Origin of the sequence: Streptomyces sp. Sge12 (assembly GCF_002080455.1) — a bacterium.
Taxonomy (GTDB): Bacteria; Actinomycetota; Actinomycetes; order Streptomycetales; family Streptomycetaceae; genus Streptomyces.
On sequence record NZ_CP020555.1, the window covers coordinates 2,657,307 to 2,673,519 of the forward strand.

13 protein-coding genes are annotated in these 16,213 nt (G+C 71.1%); 6 read left to right on the forward strand and 7 right to left on the reverse strand.

All coding sequences use genetic code 11. From position 1 onward, the window contains the following. Positions 1–47: 47 nt before the first annotated feature. Together B6R96_RS11420 and glgB are read left to right on the forward strand one after the other, a co-directional pair. On the forward strand, positions 48–1,493 hold the full coding sequence (locus B6R96_RS11420; protein ID WP_063782836.1) for a maltokinase N-terminal cap-like domain-containing protein: 1,446 nt from the start codon (positions 48–50) through the stop codon (positions 1,491–1,493). Beyond that, complete coding sequence (glgB, locus tag B6R96_RS11425) at positions 1,490–3,784, forward strand: 1,4-alpha-glucan branching enzyme (RefSeq protein WP_081522405.1); 2,295 nt, start codon at positions 1,490–1,492, stop codon at positions 3,782–3,784. The genes B6R96_RS11420 and glgB overlap by 4 nt, the downstream gene beginning before the upstream one ends. Before the next feature lie 11 nt (positions 3,785–3,795). Here glgB and B6R96_RS11430 read toward each other — a convergent pair whose 3' ends face one another. Then, the gene (locus tag B6R96_RS11430; protein WP_081522406.1) at positions 3,796–4,137 is read right to left on the reverse strand and encodes a thioredoxin family protein; all 342 of its coding nucleotides are present in this window, start codon (positions 4,135–4,137) and stop codon (positions 3,796–3,798) included. A gap of 28 nt (positions 4,138–4,165) precedes the next feature. Then, positions 4,166–4,558: a MerR family transcriptional regulator gene (locus B6R96_RS11435; protein WP_053174669.1), complete on the reverse strand. Its 393-nt coding sequence runs from the start codon at positions 4,556–4,558 to the stop codon at positions 4,166–4,168. Positions 4,559–4,931: 373 nt separating this feature from the next. On the opposite strand from B6R96_RS11435, the gene B6R96_RS11440 reads away from it, so the two are divergent. Continuing rightward, positions 4,932–5,555 carry a helix-turn-helix domain-containing protein gene (locus B6R96_RS11440; protein WP_030386891.1) on the forward strand — a complete coding sequence of 208 codons (624 nt, stop codon included), beginning with the start codon at positions 4,932–4,934 and terminating at the stop codon, positions 5,553–5,555. Between the two features lie 86 nt (positions 5,556–5,641). On the opposite strand, the gene B6R96_RS11445 is transcribed toward B6R96_RS11440, so the two are convergent. Further along, positions 5,642–6,667 carry an ATP-dependent 6-phosphofructokinase gene (locus tag B6R96_RS11445; RefSeq protein ID WP_081522407.1) on the reverse strand — a complete coding sequence of 342 codons (1,026 nt, stop codon included), beginning with the start codon at positions 6,665–6,667 and terminating at the stop codon, positions 5,642–5,644. A gap of 224 nt (positions 6,668–6,891) precedes the next feature. On the opposite strand from B6R96_RS11445, the gene pta reads away from it, so the two are divergent. From pta to pyk, 3 genes are all read left to right on the forward strand, one after another. Continuing rightward, the gene (pta, locus tag B6R96_RS11450) at positions 6,892–8,976 is read left to right on the forward strand and encodes a phosphate acetyltransferase (protein WP_030386893.1); all 2,085 of its coding nucleotides are present in this window, start codon (positions 6,892–6,894) and stop codon (positions 8,974–8,976) included. Positions 8,977–9,017: 41 nt separating this feature from the next. Next, positions 9,018–10,241: an acetate kinase gene (locus tag B6R96_RS11455; protein WP_081522408.1), complete on the forward strand. Its 1,224-nt coding sequence runs from the start codon at positions 9,018–9,020 to the stop codon at positions 10,239–10,241. Positions 10,242–10,302: 61 nt separating this feature from the next. Next, a complete protein-coding gene (pyk, locus tag B6R96_RS11460; protein WP_030386895.1) occupies positions 10,303–11,733 on the forward strand; it encodes a pyruvate kinase in 1,431 nt (476 codons plus the stop codon). 102 nt (positions 11,734–11,835) lie between these two features. Here pyk and B6R96_RS11465 read toward each other — a convergent pair whose 3' ends face one another. From B6R96_RS11465 to B6R96_RS11485, 4 genes are all read right to left on the reverse strand, one after another. Beyond that, positions 11,836–13,116, reverse strand: coding sequence for a hypothetical protein (locus B6R96_RS11465; RefSeq protein WP_081522409.1), 1,281 nt, complete (start codon positions 13,114–13,116; stop codon positions 11,836–11,838). After that, positions 13,106–13,702, reverse strand: coding sequence for a DUF6114 domain-containing protein (locus B6R96_RS11470; RefSeq protein ID WP_030386897.1), 597 nt, complete (start codon positions 13,700–13,702; stop codon positions 13,106–13,108). Before B6R96_RS11470 ends, B6R96_RS11465 begins: the two co-directional genes overlap by 11 nt. Positions 13,703–13,808: 106 nt before the next feature. After that, positions 13,809–14,450, reverse strand: coding sequence for a DUF6230 family protein (locus B6R96_RS11475; RefSeq protein ID WP_030009092.1), 642 nt, complete (start codon positions 14,448–14,450; stop codon positions 13,809–13,811). Between the two features lie 628 nt (positions 14,451–15,078). Beyond that, positions 15,079–16,083: a tetratricopeptide repeat protein gene (locus tag B6R96_RS11485; RefSeq protein WP_053174656.1), complete on the reverse strand. Its 1,005-nt coding sequence runs from the start codon at positions 16,081–16,083 to the stop codon at positions 15,079–15,081. Positions 16,084–16,213 lie beyond the last annotated feature (130 nt).

Below are 16,213 nucleotides of genomic sequence, written 5' to 3' on the forward strand. Positions count from 1 at the left end.
GGACACTCTGCGCATTCTGTGACGGCCCGGGGAAAGGACGCGACGCCATGTCGGAGGCTGCATCCGCCCGGAGCCGGCTGACGGCCGACCGGGCCGCCGGGATCGCTCCGCTGGAGCCGATGCTGAGGGCCTGGCTGCCCGCACAGCGCTGGTTCGCGGGCAAGGGCCGCACCATCAGCAGCCTCAGGGCCGTCTCGGCGGCCGAGCTGCTGCCACCGGGATCCACCCCCGGACTGCTGCACCTGCTCCTCGACGTCGACGGGGACTGCTACCAGCTGCTGCTGGGCATCCGCCCCTCCCTGCCGCCGGCCCTCGCACCCACCCTGATCGGCCACGCCGAGGACGGCCCGTACGCGGGCCGGGCGGTCTACGAGGCGCTCGGCGACCCCCGGCTGGCGGCCATGCTGCTGGAGCGGCTGCGCTCCCCGGGCACCCTCGGGCCGCTGCGCTTCGACCGGGATCCGGCCACGCCGATCCCGGCGGGGCTCACGCCCCGGCCGATCTCCGGGGAGCAGACGAACTCCTCGCTGATCTACGGAGATTCGTTCATCCTGAAGGTCTTCCGCCGGGTCGGCCCCGGGATCAATCCGGACCTGGAGCTGCCCAGGGCACTGGCCGCCGCCGGCTGCGCCCGCGTCCCGGCGCCCGTCGCCTGGTACGAGGCCGTGCCGCCCGGCAGCGAACCGCTGACCCTGGGGGTGCTCCAGCCGTACCTGCGCGGCTCCGACGACGGCTGGCAGCTCGCGCTGCGCCGGCTGGGCGCCGGGGCCGATTTCACCGCCGAGGCGCACGCGCTGGGCCGGGCCACCGCCGAGGTGCACAGCGCGCTGGCCGCCGCACTGCCCACGGTCGCGCTCGGGCCGGAGCAGACCGCCCGGCTCGCCGCGGGCATGACGGCGCGGCTGGCCGCCACCGCCCGGGAGGTCCCGGCGCTGCGGCCCTACGAGGCGGGGCTGCGGGGCGCCTTCGACGCGCTGGCCGCCTCCCGGGGCGCGGGCGTGCCCGCCCAGCGGATCCACGGGGACCTCCATCTGGGTCAGACCCTGCGCACCCTCGACGGCAGCTGGTCGTTGATCGACTTCGAGGGCGAGCCGGCCCGGCCGCTGGCCGACCGGCGCCGTCCCGAACCGGCGGTGCGCGACATCGCCGGGATACTGCGCTCCTTCGACTACGCCGCCCGCTCGCACCGGCCGTTCGCGCCCGCCTGGGCGGACGACTGCCGGGCCGCCTTCTGCGAGGGCTACGCCCGCACCACCGGACGGGACCCCCGCGAGGACCCCGTGCTGCTGCGCGCGTACGAGACCGACAAGGCGGTGTACGAGGCCCGTTACGAGTCGCGGCACCGCCCCGACTGGCTGCACGTCCCGATGGCCGCGATCCGGCGGCTCTCGGAACCCGTACGGCCCGCCCACCGCGTGCCGCCGACCCCGCCCGCCCCCGGCTCCATCTCCCCGCACCCCCACCCGAAGCCCCCGAGGAGGCCGCTCGCGTGAGCGCCGCACGACAGCCGTCACCGACCGTCCGCGACGAAGCCGCATCCGCTCCGGCGGCGGTGAAGAAGGCCCGTACTCCCCGGGCCCGCCGCGCCACCCCTGCGCACGGCGTCCGGCCGGCGCCCGCACTCGGCGCCGACGAACGTGCCCGGCTGCTGGAGGGCCGCCACCACGATCCGCACGCGGTGCTGGGGGCCCGCACCCAGCGGGGCGGGGTGGCCTTCCGGGTGCTGCGCCCCTACGCCAAGGCCGTCACGATCGTCGCGAAGGGGCTGCGGGCCGAGCTCGTCGACGAGGGCGACGGGCTGTTCTCGGGGCTGCTGCCGCTGACCGGCGTGCCGGAGTACCGGCTGCTGGTCACGTACGACAGTGACGAGATCGAGGTCCACGACCCGTACCGGTTCCTGCCCGCCCTCGGCGAGCTGGACCTGCACCTGATCGGCGAGGGCCGCCACGAGCAGCTGTGGAAGGCGCTCGGCGCCGAGCCGATGGAGCACCAGGGCGTGGCCGGGACCCGCTTCACTGTGTGGGCCCCGAACGCCCAGGGGGTCCGGGTCGCCGGGGACTTCTCGTACTGGGACTCCGTCGCCCACCCGATGCGCTCGCTCGGCTCGACGGGGGTGTGGGAGCTGTTCCTGCCCGGGGTGGGCGCCGGAACGCTGTACAAGTACGACATCACCCGCCCGGACGGCAGTCACACCCTGCGCGCCGACCCGATGGCCCGCTCCGCGGAGGTCCCGCCGGCGAACGCCTCGGTGGTCACCGCCTCCCGGTACGAGTGGCAGGACGCGGCGTGGATGGCCGGGCGCGGCGCCCGTCCCCCGCACCACGCCCCCTTCTCGGTGTACGAGCTGCACCTGGCGTCCTGGCGGCCGGGCCTGTCCTACCGGCAGCTGGCCGAGCAGCTCCCCGCGTACGTCAAGGAGCTGGGCTTCACGCACGTGGAGCTGATGCCGGTCGCCGAGCACCCCTTCGGCGGCTCGTGGGGGTACCAGGTCACCGGCTTCTACGCGCCGACCTCGCGGATGGGCACCCCGGACGACTTCCGCTTCCTGGTGGACGCGCTGCACCGGGCCGGGATCGGGGTGATCGTCGACTGGGTGCCCGCGCACTTCCCGCGCGACGACTGGGCCCTCGCGGAGTTCGACGGGCGGCCGCTGTACGAGCACCAGGACCCGCGCAGGGCCGCGCACCCGGACTGGGGGACGCTGGAGTTCGACTACGGCCGCAAGGAGGTCCGCAACTTCCTCGTCGCCAACGCCGTGTACTGGTGCGAGGAGTTCCACGTGGACGGCCTGCGGGTGGACGCGGTGGCCTCGATGCTCTACCTGGACTACTCGCGCAAGGAGGGCGAGTGGGCGCCCAACGAGCACGGCGGCCGGGAGAACCTGGACGCGGTCGGCTTCCTCCAGGAGATGAACGCGACGGTGTACCGGCGCTGCCCGGGGGTCGTGACGATCGCGGAGGAGTCGACGGCCTGGACGGGCGTGACCCGGCCGACGGACTCCGGCGGGCTCGGCTTCGGCCTGAAGTGGAACATGGGCTGGATGCACGACACCCTGCGCTACATGTCGAAGGAGCCGGTGCACCGCAAGTACCACCACCACGACATGACCTTCGGGATGATCTACGCCTTCAGCGAGAACTACGTGCTGCCGATCTCGCACGACGAGGTCGTGCACGGCAAGGGCTCGCTGGTGTCGAGGATGCCCGGGGACGACTGGTGGCAGCGGCGCGCCTCGCACCGGGCGTACCTGGGCTTCATGTGGGCCCACCCCGGCAAGCAACTGCTCTTCATGGGGCAGGAGTTCGCGCAGGGCTCGGAGTGGTCGGAGGTGTACGGGCCGGACTGGTGGCTGCTGGACTCCTCCTACGCGGCGGCGGGCGACCACCGCGGCGTACGGGACCTGGTGCGCGACCTGAACCGTACGTACACGGCGGCGCCCGCGCTCTGGGAGCGGGACACCGTGCCGGAGGGCTTCGCCTGGGTGGAGGCGGACGCCGCGGAGGACAACGTCTTCGCGTTCCTGCGGTACGCGCAGGACGGCTCGCAGCTGCTGGCGGTGTCGAACTTCTCGCCGGTGGTGCGGCACGGGTACCGGATCGGGGTGCCGGAGGAGGTGCCGCTGTGGCAGGAGGTGCTCAACACCGACCTGGAGGTCTACGGCGGCAGCGGCGTCCACCACACGCAGCCGCTGCGGCCGGAGCCGGTTCCGGCGCAGGGCCGCCCGGCGAGCCTGCGCATGACCCTGCCGCCGCTGGCGACGGTCTGGTTCCGGCCGCAGGGCTGAGGCGCCGGGGCTCAGGCCGTGGCCAGCTGCTCCGCCAGCTCCTGGAGCAGCCTGCGCTTGGCCCGGGCCCCGACCATCTGCTGGACGGGCTCGCCGTCACGGAAGACGAGCAGGGTGGGCATGGACAGTACCCCGTAGCGGGTGACGGCCCCGGGGTTGCTGTCCGCGTCGATCTGCACGACCTTGAGCCGGTCGGCCTCCTCGGCGGCGATCGAGGAGAGCACGGGGGCGAGCTGGCGGCAGGGGCCGCACCAGTCCGCGGTGAACTCCACGAGGACGGGCCGTCCCCGCTCCCCGAGCACCTCGGTCTCGAAATCCGCGTCGGTCACCTGTGCCACACCGTGAGCCTTCATGTCCCCGTCCCTCTCGTCGTTCGTCCGGTCATCCGGTCATCTCGCACTTCGGCACGGCCGCTTCGCCGGCCGCCCGTTCCGCCTCGGCGAGCTGGCGCCCGAGCTGCTCGCGCACGTCGGCCAGCTGGCCGATGAGGCCGTCCAGCTCGGCGAGCTTGCGCCGGTAGACGGCGAGCGAGGCGGGGCAGGAGTCCCCGGCGGGGTGGCCGGCCCGCAGGCAGTCCACGAAGGGCCGGGTCTCCTCCAGTTCGAAGCCGAAGTCCTGGAGGACGCGGATCTGGCTCAGCAGCCGCAGGTCGTCCTCGTCGTAGGTCCGGTAGCCGTTGTCGGCCCGCCGCGCGGGAAGCAGCCCGCGCGACTCGTAGTACCTCAGCGTCCGGGTGCTGGTCCCGGCCCGCTCCGCCAGTTCGCCGATGCGCATGGCAGGACCGTATTCCTTGACGCCGACGTCAAGGCAAGAGGCCCTCGCCACCCCCGTGCGCGAGGGCCCCGGAATGGATCACGCACAGGATGGATGATCGGTTCACATGGTGCGGAGGATGTGAAGGGTCTTGCATCGACGGGCGATGGCTGGAACCGTACCCATGGAAAGGATCTAGTGGCGTCACCGATTACCGGACAGTCGCACGGAAAACCGACGAAAGCCCTTAACTTCATAGGACGTTCCTACGAGGTATGGGCTTGTTTGTTTGGTCTGTAGGCGCCACAGCCTGGCCACTTCTACGGTGTGCGGTGTGCACTCCAGCCCACCTTTCAATGCCCCCGCCGCGCGTCGCCTGCGCGCGGCCCTGGGCATGGCTCCCGGTCATGTCGCCTACGGCCTGCGCGCCCAGTACGGACTCGTCGTCGCACCCGAGACCGTGATGGCCTGGGAGCGTGGCGAGATATCACCCTCCTCCGCCGAAGTCACGGCGCTCGCGGGCGTCCTGTGGTGTTCCCCCGGCGAACTGCTCGCCGAGCCGGTCACCCTGCGGGAGCACCGGGTCGCCCGGGGCCTCGCGGCGGACGACCTGGCCCGGCGGATCGGCCTGGAAACCGGCTCGTACCAGCGGATGGAGGACACCGGCCGCTGGAAGGGCAACGAGCGGCAGTCCGCCGCCCTCGCCTCGGTGCTCGGTCTGACGCTGGCCCAGTTCGTGACCGCGACCGGCAAGCACGAGGAACTGGCCGAACTGCTGCGCAGCGCGGTCACCACGCGCTGGCAGGCGTACGTGAAACCGCTGGCCAAGCTGTTGCCGATCCCCAAGCACCACCTGGAGCGGGTCCTGGACCAGCTGCACGGGGACTACCAGTCGCGGATGGTGGCGACCCTCAGCTGGGGCGGCGGACAGGGCGAGGCCGGCAGCGGCGACGCCGGCCGGGAGTTCCTCGCCGAGATCGTGGACCGCTTCTGGTACCTCGCGGGCGGCGCGGCCTAGGGGGTGCGCGCCACGGCGCGGCTCCCGACCGCGGCGGGGGGCGTTCGGCCGGCGAATCCGGGCCGGAGGTCCCGCCCGCGGCGCCTCTAGAAGACCGACTCGGCCTCGTACATGCGGGCCTCGGGGACCGTTTTCAGGGCGGTGACCGCCTCGGCGAGCGGGGCCATCACGATGTCGGTGCCGCGCAGGGCGGTCATGTTGCCGAACTCTCCGCGGTGGACGGCCTCCACCGCGTGCCAGCCGAAGCGGGTCGCGAGCACCCGGTCGTAGGCGGTGGGGGTGCCGCCGCGCTGGACGTGGCCGAGGATGACGGGGCGGGCCTCCTTGCCGAGGCGGTGCTCCAGCTCGATCGCGAGGCGGTTGCCGATGCCGGCGAAGCGCTCGTGACCGTACTGGTCGATCGCACCCTTCTCGTAGGGCATGGAGCCCTCGGCCGGGTGCGCGCCCTCGGCGACGCAGATCACGGCGAACTTCTTGCCGCGTGCGAACCGTTCCTCCACCATCTTCACCAGGGCGTCCACCTCGAACCGGCGTTCCGGCAGGCAGATCCCGTGCGCGCCGCCGGCCATGCCGGACTCCAGGGCGATCCAGCCGGCGTGGCGGCCCATGACCTCGACGACCATCACGCGCTGGTGCGATTCGGCGGTGGTCTTGAGACGGTCGATCGCCTCGGTGGCGACCATGACGGCGGTGTCGAAGCCGAAGGTGCGGTCGGTGGAGGAGATGTCGTTGTCGATGGTCTTCGGTACGCCGACGACCGGCATCCCGGCGTCCGACAGCATCCGGGAGGCGGTCAGGGTGCCCTCGCCGCCGATCGGGATGAGGGCGTCGATGCCGTAGCGCTCGGCCAGCTCCTGTGCGTTCTCGGCGGCTTCGTGGAGACGGGCGCGTTCCATGCGCGCCGAGCCGAGAATCGTTCCGCCGCGGGCGAGGATGCCACTGACGGCATTGATGTCGAGGGGGCGGAGGTTGCCGTCGAGGAGGCCCTTGAAGCCGTCCTCGAAGCCGATGACCTCGTCCCCGTGCCCGACGACGGCACGGTGTACGACCGACCGGATGACAGCGTTGAGGCCCGGACAGTCGCCGCCTGCGGTGAGAACTCCGATACGCATCGTGCTGTGTCTCCTGCCGTACATATGAAGGGCGTAATGATGAAGCCTGTCCGATTGTTCCACGGGCCGGGGGTGCCGCGCGTTTTCGGCTGCTCCGCCCAGAAGGCCTTTCGGCCCTCCCGGCCCGGCCTTTTTCCGGGGGGCGCCCTACCCATTGGCAGAGGTATTGTCAAGGGGTCAAGCCCGACCAAAAAGACATCCACAGCATGGGACGGAGAGCCGGCGTGACGCGCAGCGTGTACGTGACCGGGATCGAGCGGGGGGACGGCCGGCAGGTCGTCGAGCTGGGCATCATGGAGCTGCTGACCCGGCAGACGGGCCGGGTCGGTGTCTACCGGCCGCTCCTGCACGACGCGCCGGACCGGCTCTTCGACCTCCTCAAGGCCCGCTACCGGATCGAGCAGGACGCCTCGACGGCCTACGGGATGTCGTACCAGGAGGCCTCGGCGATCCTGGCGGAGAAGGGCACCGACGAACTGGTCTCCCGGCTGGTCGACCGCTACCACCGGGTGGCCCGCGACTACGAGGGCATGCTCGTCCTCGGCACCGACTACGCGGACACCAACCTCCCCGACGAGCTGGCGCTCAACGCCCGCATCGCCAACGAGCTGGGCGCGGTCGTCGTGCCCGTCGTGGGCGGCACCCGGCACGCCGCCGAGGCCGTCCGCGCCGAGGCCCGCAACGCCTACCGCGCCTACGAGACCCTGGGCTGCCACGTCGTCGCCATGGTCGTGAACCGGGTGGCCGCGGAGGACCGCGACCTCATAGCCGAGCGGCTGGCCGCCCGGCTCCCCGTGCCCTGCTACGTGCTGCCGGACGACAAGTCGCTCTCCGCCCCGACCGTCGCCGAGATCACCCGGGCCCTCGGCGGTGAGGTGCTGCTCGGCGACGACGCCGGGCTGGCCCGCGACGCCCTGGACTTCGTCTTCGGCGGTGCGATGCTGCCGAACTTCCTGAACGCCCTGACCCCCGGCTGCCTGGTCGTGACCCCGGGGGACCGCTCCGACCTGGTCATCGGCGCGCTCGCCGCGCACACCTCGGGCACCCCGCCGATCGCCGGTGTGCTGCTCACCCTGAACGAGCGCCCGGGCCCGGACATCCTGACGCTGGCCTCGAAGCTGGCACCGGGCACGCCCGTGGTGTCGGTGGCCGGCAACAGCTTCCCGACCGCCGCCGAACTCTTCTCGCTGCAGAGCCGGTTGAACTCGGCGACCCCCCGCAAGCTGGAGACCGCGCTCGGCCTGTTCGAGCGGCACGTGGACACCGGCGAGCTGCGCGGCCTGCTGTCGGTGGCCCGTTCGGAGCGCGTCACTCCGATGATGTTCGAGCACGAGCTGCTGGAGCGGGCCCGCTCGGAGCGCCGCCGCGTCGTGCTGCCCGAGGGCACCGAGGAGCGGGTGCTGCGCGCCGCGGACGTGGTGCTGCGCCGGGGGGTCTGCGACCTGACCCTGCTGGGCGAGGAGCAGGCGATCCTGAAGAAGGCCGGCGACCTCGGCCTCGACATCTCGGGCGCGCAGCTCATCGACCCGGCGACCTCACCGATGCGGGAGGGCTTCGCCGAGTACTACGCCCAGGTCCGCGCCCACAAGGGAATGACGGTGGAGCTGGCCCATGACGTGGTCACCGATGTCAACTACTTCGGCACCCTGATGGTCCAGCGCGGCCTGGCGGACGGCATGGTCTCCGGTTCGGTGCACTCCACCGCGGCGACCATCCGCCCGGCCTTCGAGATCATCAAGACCAAGCCGGAGGCGTCGATCGTCTCCTCGGTCTTCTTCATGTGCCTGGCCGACCGGGTCCTCGTCTACGGCGACTGCGCGGTCAACCCGGACCCGAACGCCGAGCAGCTCGCCGACATCGCCGTCCAGTCGGCCGCCACCGCGGCCGCCTTCGGCGTCGAGCCGCGGATCGCGATGCTCTCGTATTCGACCGGGACCTCCGGCAGCGGCGCGGACGTCGACAAGGTCCGCAAGGCCACCGAGCTGATCCGCGAGCAGCGCCCCGACCTGGCGGTCGAGGGGCCGATCCAGTACGACGCGGCCGTGGAGCCCTCGGTGGCCGCGACCAAGCTGCCCGGGTCCGCGGTGGCCGGCCGTGCGACGGTGCTGGTCTTCCCCGACCTCAACACCGGCAACAACACGTACAAGGCCGTGCAGCGCTCGGCGGGCGCCGTCGCGGTCGGCCCGGTGCTCCAGGGGCTGCGCAAGCCGGTCAACGACCTCTCGCGCGGCGCGCTCGTCCAGGACATCGTCACCACCGTGGCCATCACCGCGATCCAGGCGCAGGGCGCGCCGGCGCCCACCGCCTGACCCCTCCCCCTCACCACCCGCGACAAGGAAAGACCTCCACCGTGACCGCATCGCGCGTACTCGTCCTCAACTCCGGCTCCTCGTCGGTCAAGTACCAGCTCCTCGACATGGCCGACCGGTCCCGGCTCGCGTCCGGCCTCGTGGAGCGCATCGGCGAGGAGACCTCGCGGCTGGTGCACGAGCGGATCGCCGGCGGCACGGCCCCGGACGCAGCGGGCGGCCGGCGGGAGCAGGTCGGCCCGATCGCGGACCACGGCGCGGCGCTGAAGGCCGTGGCCGCGGAGCTGGCCGCCGACGGGATGGGCCTGGACTCCCCCGAACTGGCCGCGGTGGGCCACCGGGTGGTGCACGGCGGGACCCGGTTCACCCGGCCCACCGTGATCGACGACGAGGTGCTGGCGGAGATCCGGAACCTGATCCCGCTGGCTCCGCTGCACAACCCGGCGAACGTGACGGGCATCGAGGTGGCTCGCGCCCTGCGCGCGGACGTCCCGCAGGTCGCCGTCTTCGACACGGCCTTCCACTCGACGATGCCGGAGTACGCGGCGCGGTACGCGATCGACGCCGCGACCGCCGACGCGTACTCCATCCGGCGGTACGGCTTCCACGGCACCTCCCACGCCTACGTCTCCCGGGCGACGGCCGAGCTGCTCGGCCGGCCGGTGGAGGACGTGAACGTGATCGTGCTGCACCTGGGCAACGGCGCCTCCGCGTCGGCCGTGCGGGGCGGGGTGTGCGTGGAGACGTCCATGGGCCTGACCCCGCTGGAGGGGCTGGTCATGGGAACCCGTTCGGGCGATCTCGATCCGGCGGTCGTCCTCCACCTGGCGCGGGTGGGCGGCTTCTCGGTGGATGAGATCGATTCGCTCCTGAACAAGAAGAGCGGTCTGCTGGGCATGTGCGGCGACAACGACATGCGCGAGGTGCTCCGGCGGGCGGGCGAGGGCGACGAGGCGGCGAGCCTCGCCTTCGCCGCGTACGTCCACCGGCTGAAGAAGTACATCGGGGCCTACTCGGCGGTGCTCGGGCGGGTGGACGCGGTGACCTTCACGGCCGGGGTCGGCGAGAACGCCCACCAGGTCCGCGCGGCCGCACTGGACGGTCTGGCCGAGCTGGGCCTGGCACTGGACCTGGAGGCCAATGCCGTGCGCTCCGGCGAGCCGCGGCTGGTCTCGGCGGAGTACGCCCGGGTGGCGGTGGCGGTGGTCCCGACGGATGAGGAACTGGAGATCGCCACCCAGGCGTATGCGCTGGTTACTCGATAGTCACTTGGACTTTCCACCAGACGGAATATTCCGCTACGAAACAAACCGATAGGATCCAGTCATGCGCCGTTCCAAAATTGTCTGCACGCTGGGCCCCGCCGTCGACTCGTATGAGCAGCTGAAAGCGCTCATCGAGGCAGGTATGAACGTGGCCCGATTCAACTTCAGCCACGGGTCCCAGGCAGAACACCAGGAGCGGTACGACCGCGTCCGGCAGGTCTCCGAGGACACCGGGCGCGCCGTCGGCGTCCTCGCCGACCTCCAGGGTCCGAAGATCCGTCTGGAGACCTTCGCCGAGGGTCCCGTCGAGCTGGTGCGCGGTGACGAGTTCACCATCACCACCGAGGACGTCCCGGGCGACAAGTCCATCTGCGGCACCACCTACAAGGGCCTCCCGGGCGACGTCTCCCAGGGCGACCAGATCCTGATCAACGACGGCAACGTCGAGCTGCGCGTGACGGAGGTCGACGGCCCCCGGGTCAAGACCATCGTCATCGAGGGCGGTGTCATCTCGGACCACAAGGGCATCAACCTGCCGGGTGCCGCCGTGAACGTCCCCGCCCTGTCGGAGAAGGACGTCGACGACCTCCGGTTCGCCCTGCGGATGGGCTGCGACATGGTCGCCCTGTCCTTCGTCCGCGACGCCAACGACGTCAAGGACGTCCACAAGGTGATGGACGAGGAGGGCCGCCGGGTCCCCGTCATCGCCAAGGTCGAGAAGCCGCAGGCCGTCGAGAACATGGCGGCCGTGGTCGACGCCTTCGACGCGGTCATGGTGGCCCGCGGCGACCTGGCCGTCGAGTACCCGCTCGAGAAGGTCCCGATGGTCCAGAAGCGGCTCATCGAGATGTGCCGCCGCAATGCCAAGCCGGTGATCGTCGCGACCCAGATGATGGAGTCGATGATCACCAACTCCCGCCCGACGCGCGCGGAGGCGTCCGACGTCGCCAACGCGATCCTCGACGGCGCGGACGCGGTCATGCTGTCGGCCGAGTCCTCGGTCGGCGCCTACCCGATCGAGACCGTCAAGACGATGTCGAAGATCGTCACGGCGGCCGAGGAGGAGCTCCTGTCCAAGGGCCTCCAGCCGCTGGTCCCGGGCAAGAAGCCCCGTACCCAGGGCGGCTCCGTCGCCCGCGCGGCGTGCGAGATCGCGGACTTCCTCGACGGCCAGGCGCTCATCGCCTTCACCCAGTCCGGGGACACCGCCCGCCGCCTGTCGCGCTACCGCGTGACGCAGCCGATCCTGGCCTTCACCACCGACGTCAACACCCGCAACCAGCTCACGCTGAGCTGGGGCGTCGAGTCCTACATCGTGCCGCACGTGGACACCACCGACGCGATGGTCGACCTGGTGGACGGCGAGCTGCTCAAGCTGAACCGCTACAACCAGGGCGACACCATGGTCATCACCGCCGGCTCGCCCCCCGGCGTCCCGGGCACCACCAACATGGTCCGGGTCCACCACCTGGGCGGCGACACCCGCGACTGACGTCGCCCGCCGCACCGACTCTGCCGCACAGAGGCCGAGGGCGGCACCCCGCAGTGATGCGGGGTGCCGCCCTCGGCGTTTTCGCGTGTGCCCGGTACGGGACTACTCCGGCGGACCGATGTAGTTCTTCAGGCCCGGGACCGTCAGGGTGCCGCCGAACTGGCCGGCCTGAACCACCTTGACGTCCGTGAAGAAGGCGAACGGGACGTTCAGCGGCGGCGGGCTGTTCGGGGTGAACTCGACCGGGATCAGGCCGAAGAGGGCGCCCTTGAGGCTCTCGGTGTACATCGTCACCGTGCCACCGCGGATCTTGGACGTGGAGCCCGGACGCGACTTCAGGTGGGCGACGTTCCCCGACTTGCCGACCGTCTGGTAGAGGTCCTTGATGTCCAGCGAATCCGCGGTGAACTTGAGGACCTTCTTGGTCTTGCCGCCGGCCGTCTTCACCTCGACGATGCCGTGGTAGTCGAGGCCGTAGAGGGTCAGCCTGGAGCTGTCGAGGTACCAGGGCTCGTCCGGCAGGAGCGGGATGCCCGGCTCCAGCTCCGCGTCGGCCAGCGCCTTGGCGTCGTAGGTCGGGCACGGGAAGGGCTGCTTCCCGTCCGGGTCCTTCGTCTCCTCGTCCTTGGCCTTGTCCTCGCCCTTGGGCTTGTCCTCGTCCTCGGCCTTGTCCTCGCCCGTCTCGTCCTTGGGCGTCTTCTCGGTCTTCTTGACCTCGTCGGACAGGTCCTTGACCTCGACGCCGGCCTGCTTCGCCGCCTCGCGGATCGCGTCCGCGGACGGGTCGGGAGCCGGGGTGGCCTTGGGGGACGTGGACGGCGCGGGAGTTGGGTTCGCCTTCTCCTTCGCGTCCTTGAGGGGCCTGCCGAGTTCGTCGACGAGGTCCTTGAGCGCGTCGCCGACACCCAGCGGGTCCAGCGGGTTCGTGGACTTCGGCTGGTCCGGCGACGGTGTGGGGGCCGGGGCCTTCTCGCTGGTCACCGGGGGCTTGGACGCCGACGGGGAAGTGCTCGGCTTCGCCTTGTCCTTGGTGGACGCCGACGCGGAGGGTGAGGGCGTCGCGCTGGGCGACGTACTCGGCGACGGCGTCTTCGAGGGCGTGGGCGACGGGGACTTCGACTCGGTCTCCGCGGGTTCGTCGGACCGCGTCACACACGGGCCGGGCGCGAAGGGGATCTCCTTGTCGTCGGCCACGGCCAGCTTCGGCGCCATGCCCATCCCGACGAACACGGCCGTCGGCATCGCCGCGAGCGCCATCGTCTTGCCGACGGGTATCTGGATCTTGTTCAGCAGCGACTTCCTGGGCGCCGCGTGCCGCGGTCCCTTCACTACACGGGACTCTGCGCCTGGGGCCACGCCCCGCTGCGTCTCGTCACCCCGCACTGTTCCTCCCGCCATCGGCGTGGGCAGTCGTCTCACTCGCGTGTGCCGTTTCCGTCCCACGGGGGCCAGGAATGCCCTGGGTGCCCTGGACGCCCATGTCCGCCGTCGCCTCCGCCTTGGTCAGGCCGACCGCGCCCGGCTGCTGCTCCACGGCCGGCTGCTCGCTCTCCTCCGCCGGCTGCCCCGGCGCCCAGGCCAGGGCGAGAGCGCCGCCGACCATGGAGAAGGTGAAGCCGACGAAGAAACCGCCGAGGTTGGAGACCGGGATCGAGACCAGGGCGAGCAGGATCGCGGCGACACCGGCGAAGACGCGGATGGTCTCCTGGAACCAGAGAGCCAGTCCCAGCGTGATCAGCAGTACACCGATGATCAGTGCACCGGCACCGCCCGTGGTGGCCATCGCGAGACTGACATTGCCCAACCGGAGGTCCGCGTAGGGGAAGTATGCGATCGGGAAGCCACCGAGGAGCGTGAACAACCCGGCCCAGAAGGGACGGCGGCCGCTCCATGCATGGAAGTGGTAGTACACCACGGTGGGCCAGGCGTCGTCTTCTGCGCGAACGTAAACCGGGGCCTGGGGGTTCATGGACAACAGCTCCCTGGAAACGGTGGTACGGAGAACTCTGTGGAGCCCGGACGGGCGGGGGACGACGGCTGCCGCCACCCGCCCGGCCGGTCGGACAGGGGACCGATCAGTCCTTGATGTCCTGGTAGCAGGGCTGGTCGCCACCGAGGAGGCGCAGCTTCAGGTTGGGCAGCTTGAAGGTGCCCGCCGTGGTCGCCCACGCCTTCTGCTTCACGTTCGTCAGGATGGCCCGGTCGGCGCGCTGCGAGAACGCGTACGGGCTGGCGACCGTACCGGCCTGCGGCTTGGTCTTGTGGCTCGGGTCGCCGACCGCGACACCGATGTCCAGGTTGGTGAACTCGGCGTCGGTGTCGAGCTCGGCCACATCCAGGTAGATGTTGCTGGCCTCGGCCGGGGTGCCCTTGTGACCGGTCTTCAGCTGGAGCGTGATGTTGCCCAGCGGAGTCGGGGTGACCAGGGACTGGCACATGTTGGTGATCTTGGCGTTGCTGAACCCGGAGATGGTGACCGGGTGGTGCTGGGCGTTGCCCTTGAGGTCGTGTCCCTCGGCGACACCGCCGTACTGGATCAGGTTTTCACCGTCGAGCTTGTCGGCCGAGACCTTGAAGTCCTGGCCGGAGACGCTGAACGACGCCGCGAGGGCACCCTGCGCCAGACCCACACCGACCGCGGCCGTGGCCGCGATGCTCGGCACCATGACGAGCGCGAAGCGCTTCCATCTGGTCCCGCCACGAACCTGAGAACTCATTTCGTTCCTCCTTCTCGGACGTACATCTCCGGTCCGGGCCGTGCCCGTCCTGGGATGGGAGAAGTGCTACGTCCTCGGGAAGGAGCGCAGGCGGCCGGGCCGCGGCTGTGCCACGTCCGATACACCGGCGATCACCCCCGAGCGACAACCACTGGGCCACGCGTTCGCGCAACCTGGAGGACAGGCCCCGCCGGTGTGGCAGAGACCCCCCTGTCCCACGGCCGGTGCCACTGCCACAGGCCGGCTCGGTGGGGACCCTCCACCGCGGCTCCGAGTGAGCGGCTCTGCGGGAAGGACCGAGCGTCGCCGATCGTGGTCCATTCCAGGCCGGGGCACAAGGGGGTTCGTTACTGGCGGGTAACGGCCAGATAACCTGAGTGCGACCCGCCGCCGTCGGGCAGCAACACAGGGTGTCACCCAGGGCCACGACAGAACGGTCGATTGCCGAACACACCGGACAGTTCACGGGGTTCGATTTACTGTGGGTAACAGCGGCCGCGATTACCAAGTTTTGGTAAAGCGCGGCCGCTGTTTATCTACGTGTCAACAAATCGCCGGTGGTCCGGCGCCGCACGGCGGACCTGCCGCGGCAGGCTCCGAGCGGCCCCGGAGCCGGTCCCGAGGTGGCCTAGAAGAGCACCCGCGCGAGCGCCGTACGCGCCGCCGACACCCGCGGATCGTCCGCGCCGATGACCTCGAACAGCTCCAGCAGCCGCAGCCGCACCGCGTCACGGTCCTCACCGAACGTGACCCGCACGGTGTCCACCAGGCGCCCGAAGGCGTCCTCCACGTGACCGCCGACCAGGTCGAGGTCGGCCGCGGCGATCTGCGCCGCCGGGTCCCGGGGGTTCTCGGCGGCCGCGCTGCGCACCGCCTGCGGGTTCATGTGCTGGACCCGGGCGAGGAGCTCGGCCTGGGCCAGGCCCAGCTTGGCCTCGGTGTTGCCCGGGTCGTCCGCCAGTACGTTCTTGTAGGCCTGGACCGCGCCGCCCAGGTCACCGGCGTCCAGCGCGACGACGGCCGCCTCCAGCAGCGCGTCGTACGGGCCGGCCGGAATCTCGTCGGCGGCCGCGTCGTCCGCAGGGGCCCCCTCCGCGTTCGGGTCCACCTCGATGCCGATGATCCCGAAGCGCTCCTCGGCGACCTGGACCAGCTGGGCGAGGGTGTCGCGGATCTGCTGCTCGGGGGCCACGCCCTGGAACAGTGGCAGCACCTGACCGGCGACCACGGCGAAGACGGCCGGGATGCCCTGGATCTGGAACTGCTGCATGAGCATCTGGTTGGCGTCGACGTCGACCTTGGCGAGCACGAGGCGACCGTTCGCCTCGGTGATCAGACGCTCCAGGAGCGGGCTGAGCTGCTTGCACGGCTGGCACCACTCGGCCCAGAAGTCCAGGACGACCGGAACCTCTGCGGAGAGCTGGAGCACATCGCGTTCGAAGCCGGCCTCGTCTACGTCGATGACGAGCGCGGACGGCGGCACCGCACCGGCGGACGGACCCGCCCCGCCGGCCTGACCGGCCTGGCGTGCCGCTTCGGCGCGGGCCTGCTCGGCCTTGGCCTTGGCCTCGCCGGCCGCCTTCACCGCGGCGAGGTCGACGACGCCGCTCATGGACATGTTTCTGGGCTGCATGCGTACATCCTCCCCCGTGTGTGCGCACCGACGAAAAAGATCGCGTGAATTGGCCGTGCCGCCGTACTCTCGCGATCGTGATGACCGGTCGGCGCCGGGTCCCCACCTGGCGCCTGTAGCTCTTCGCGTG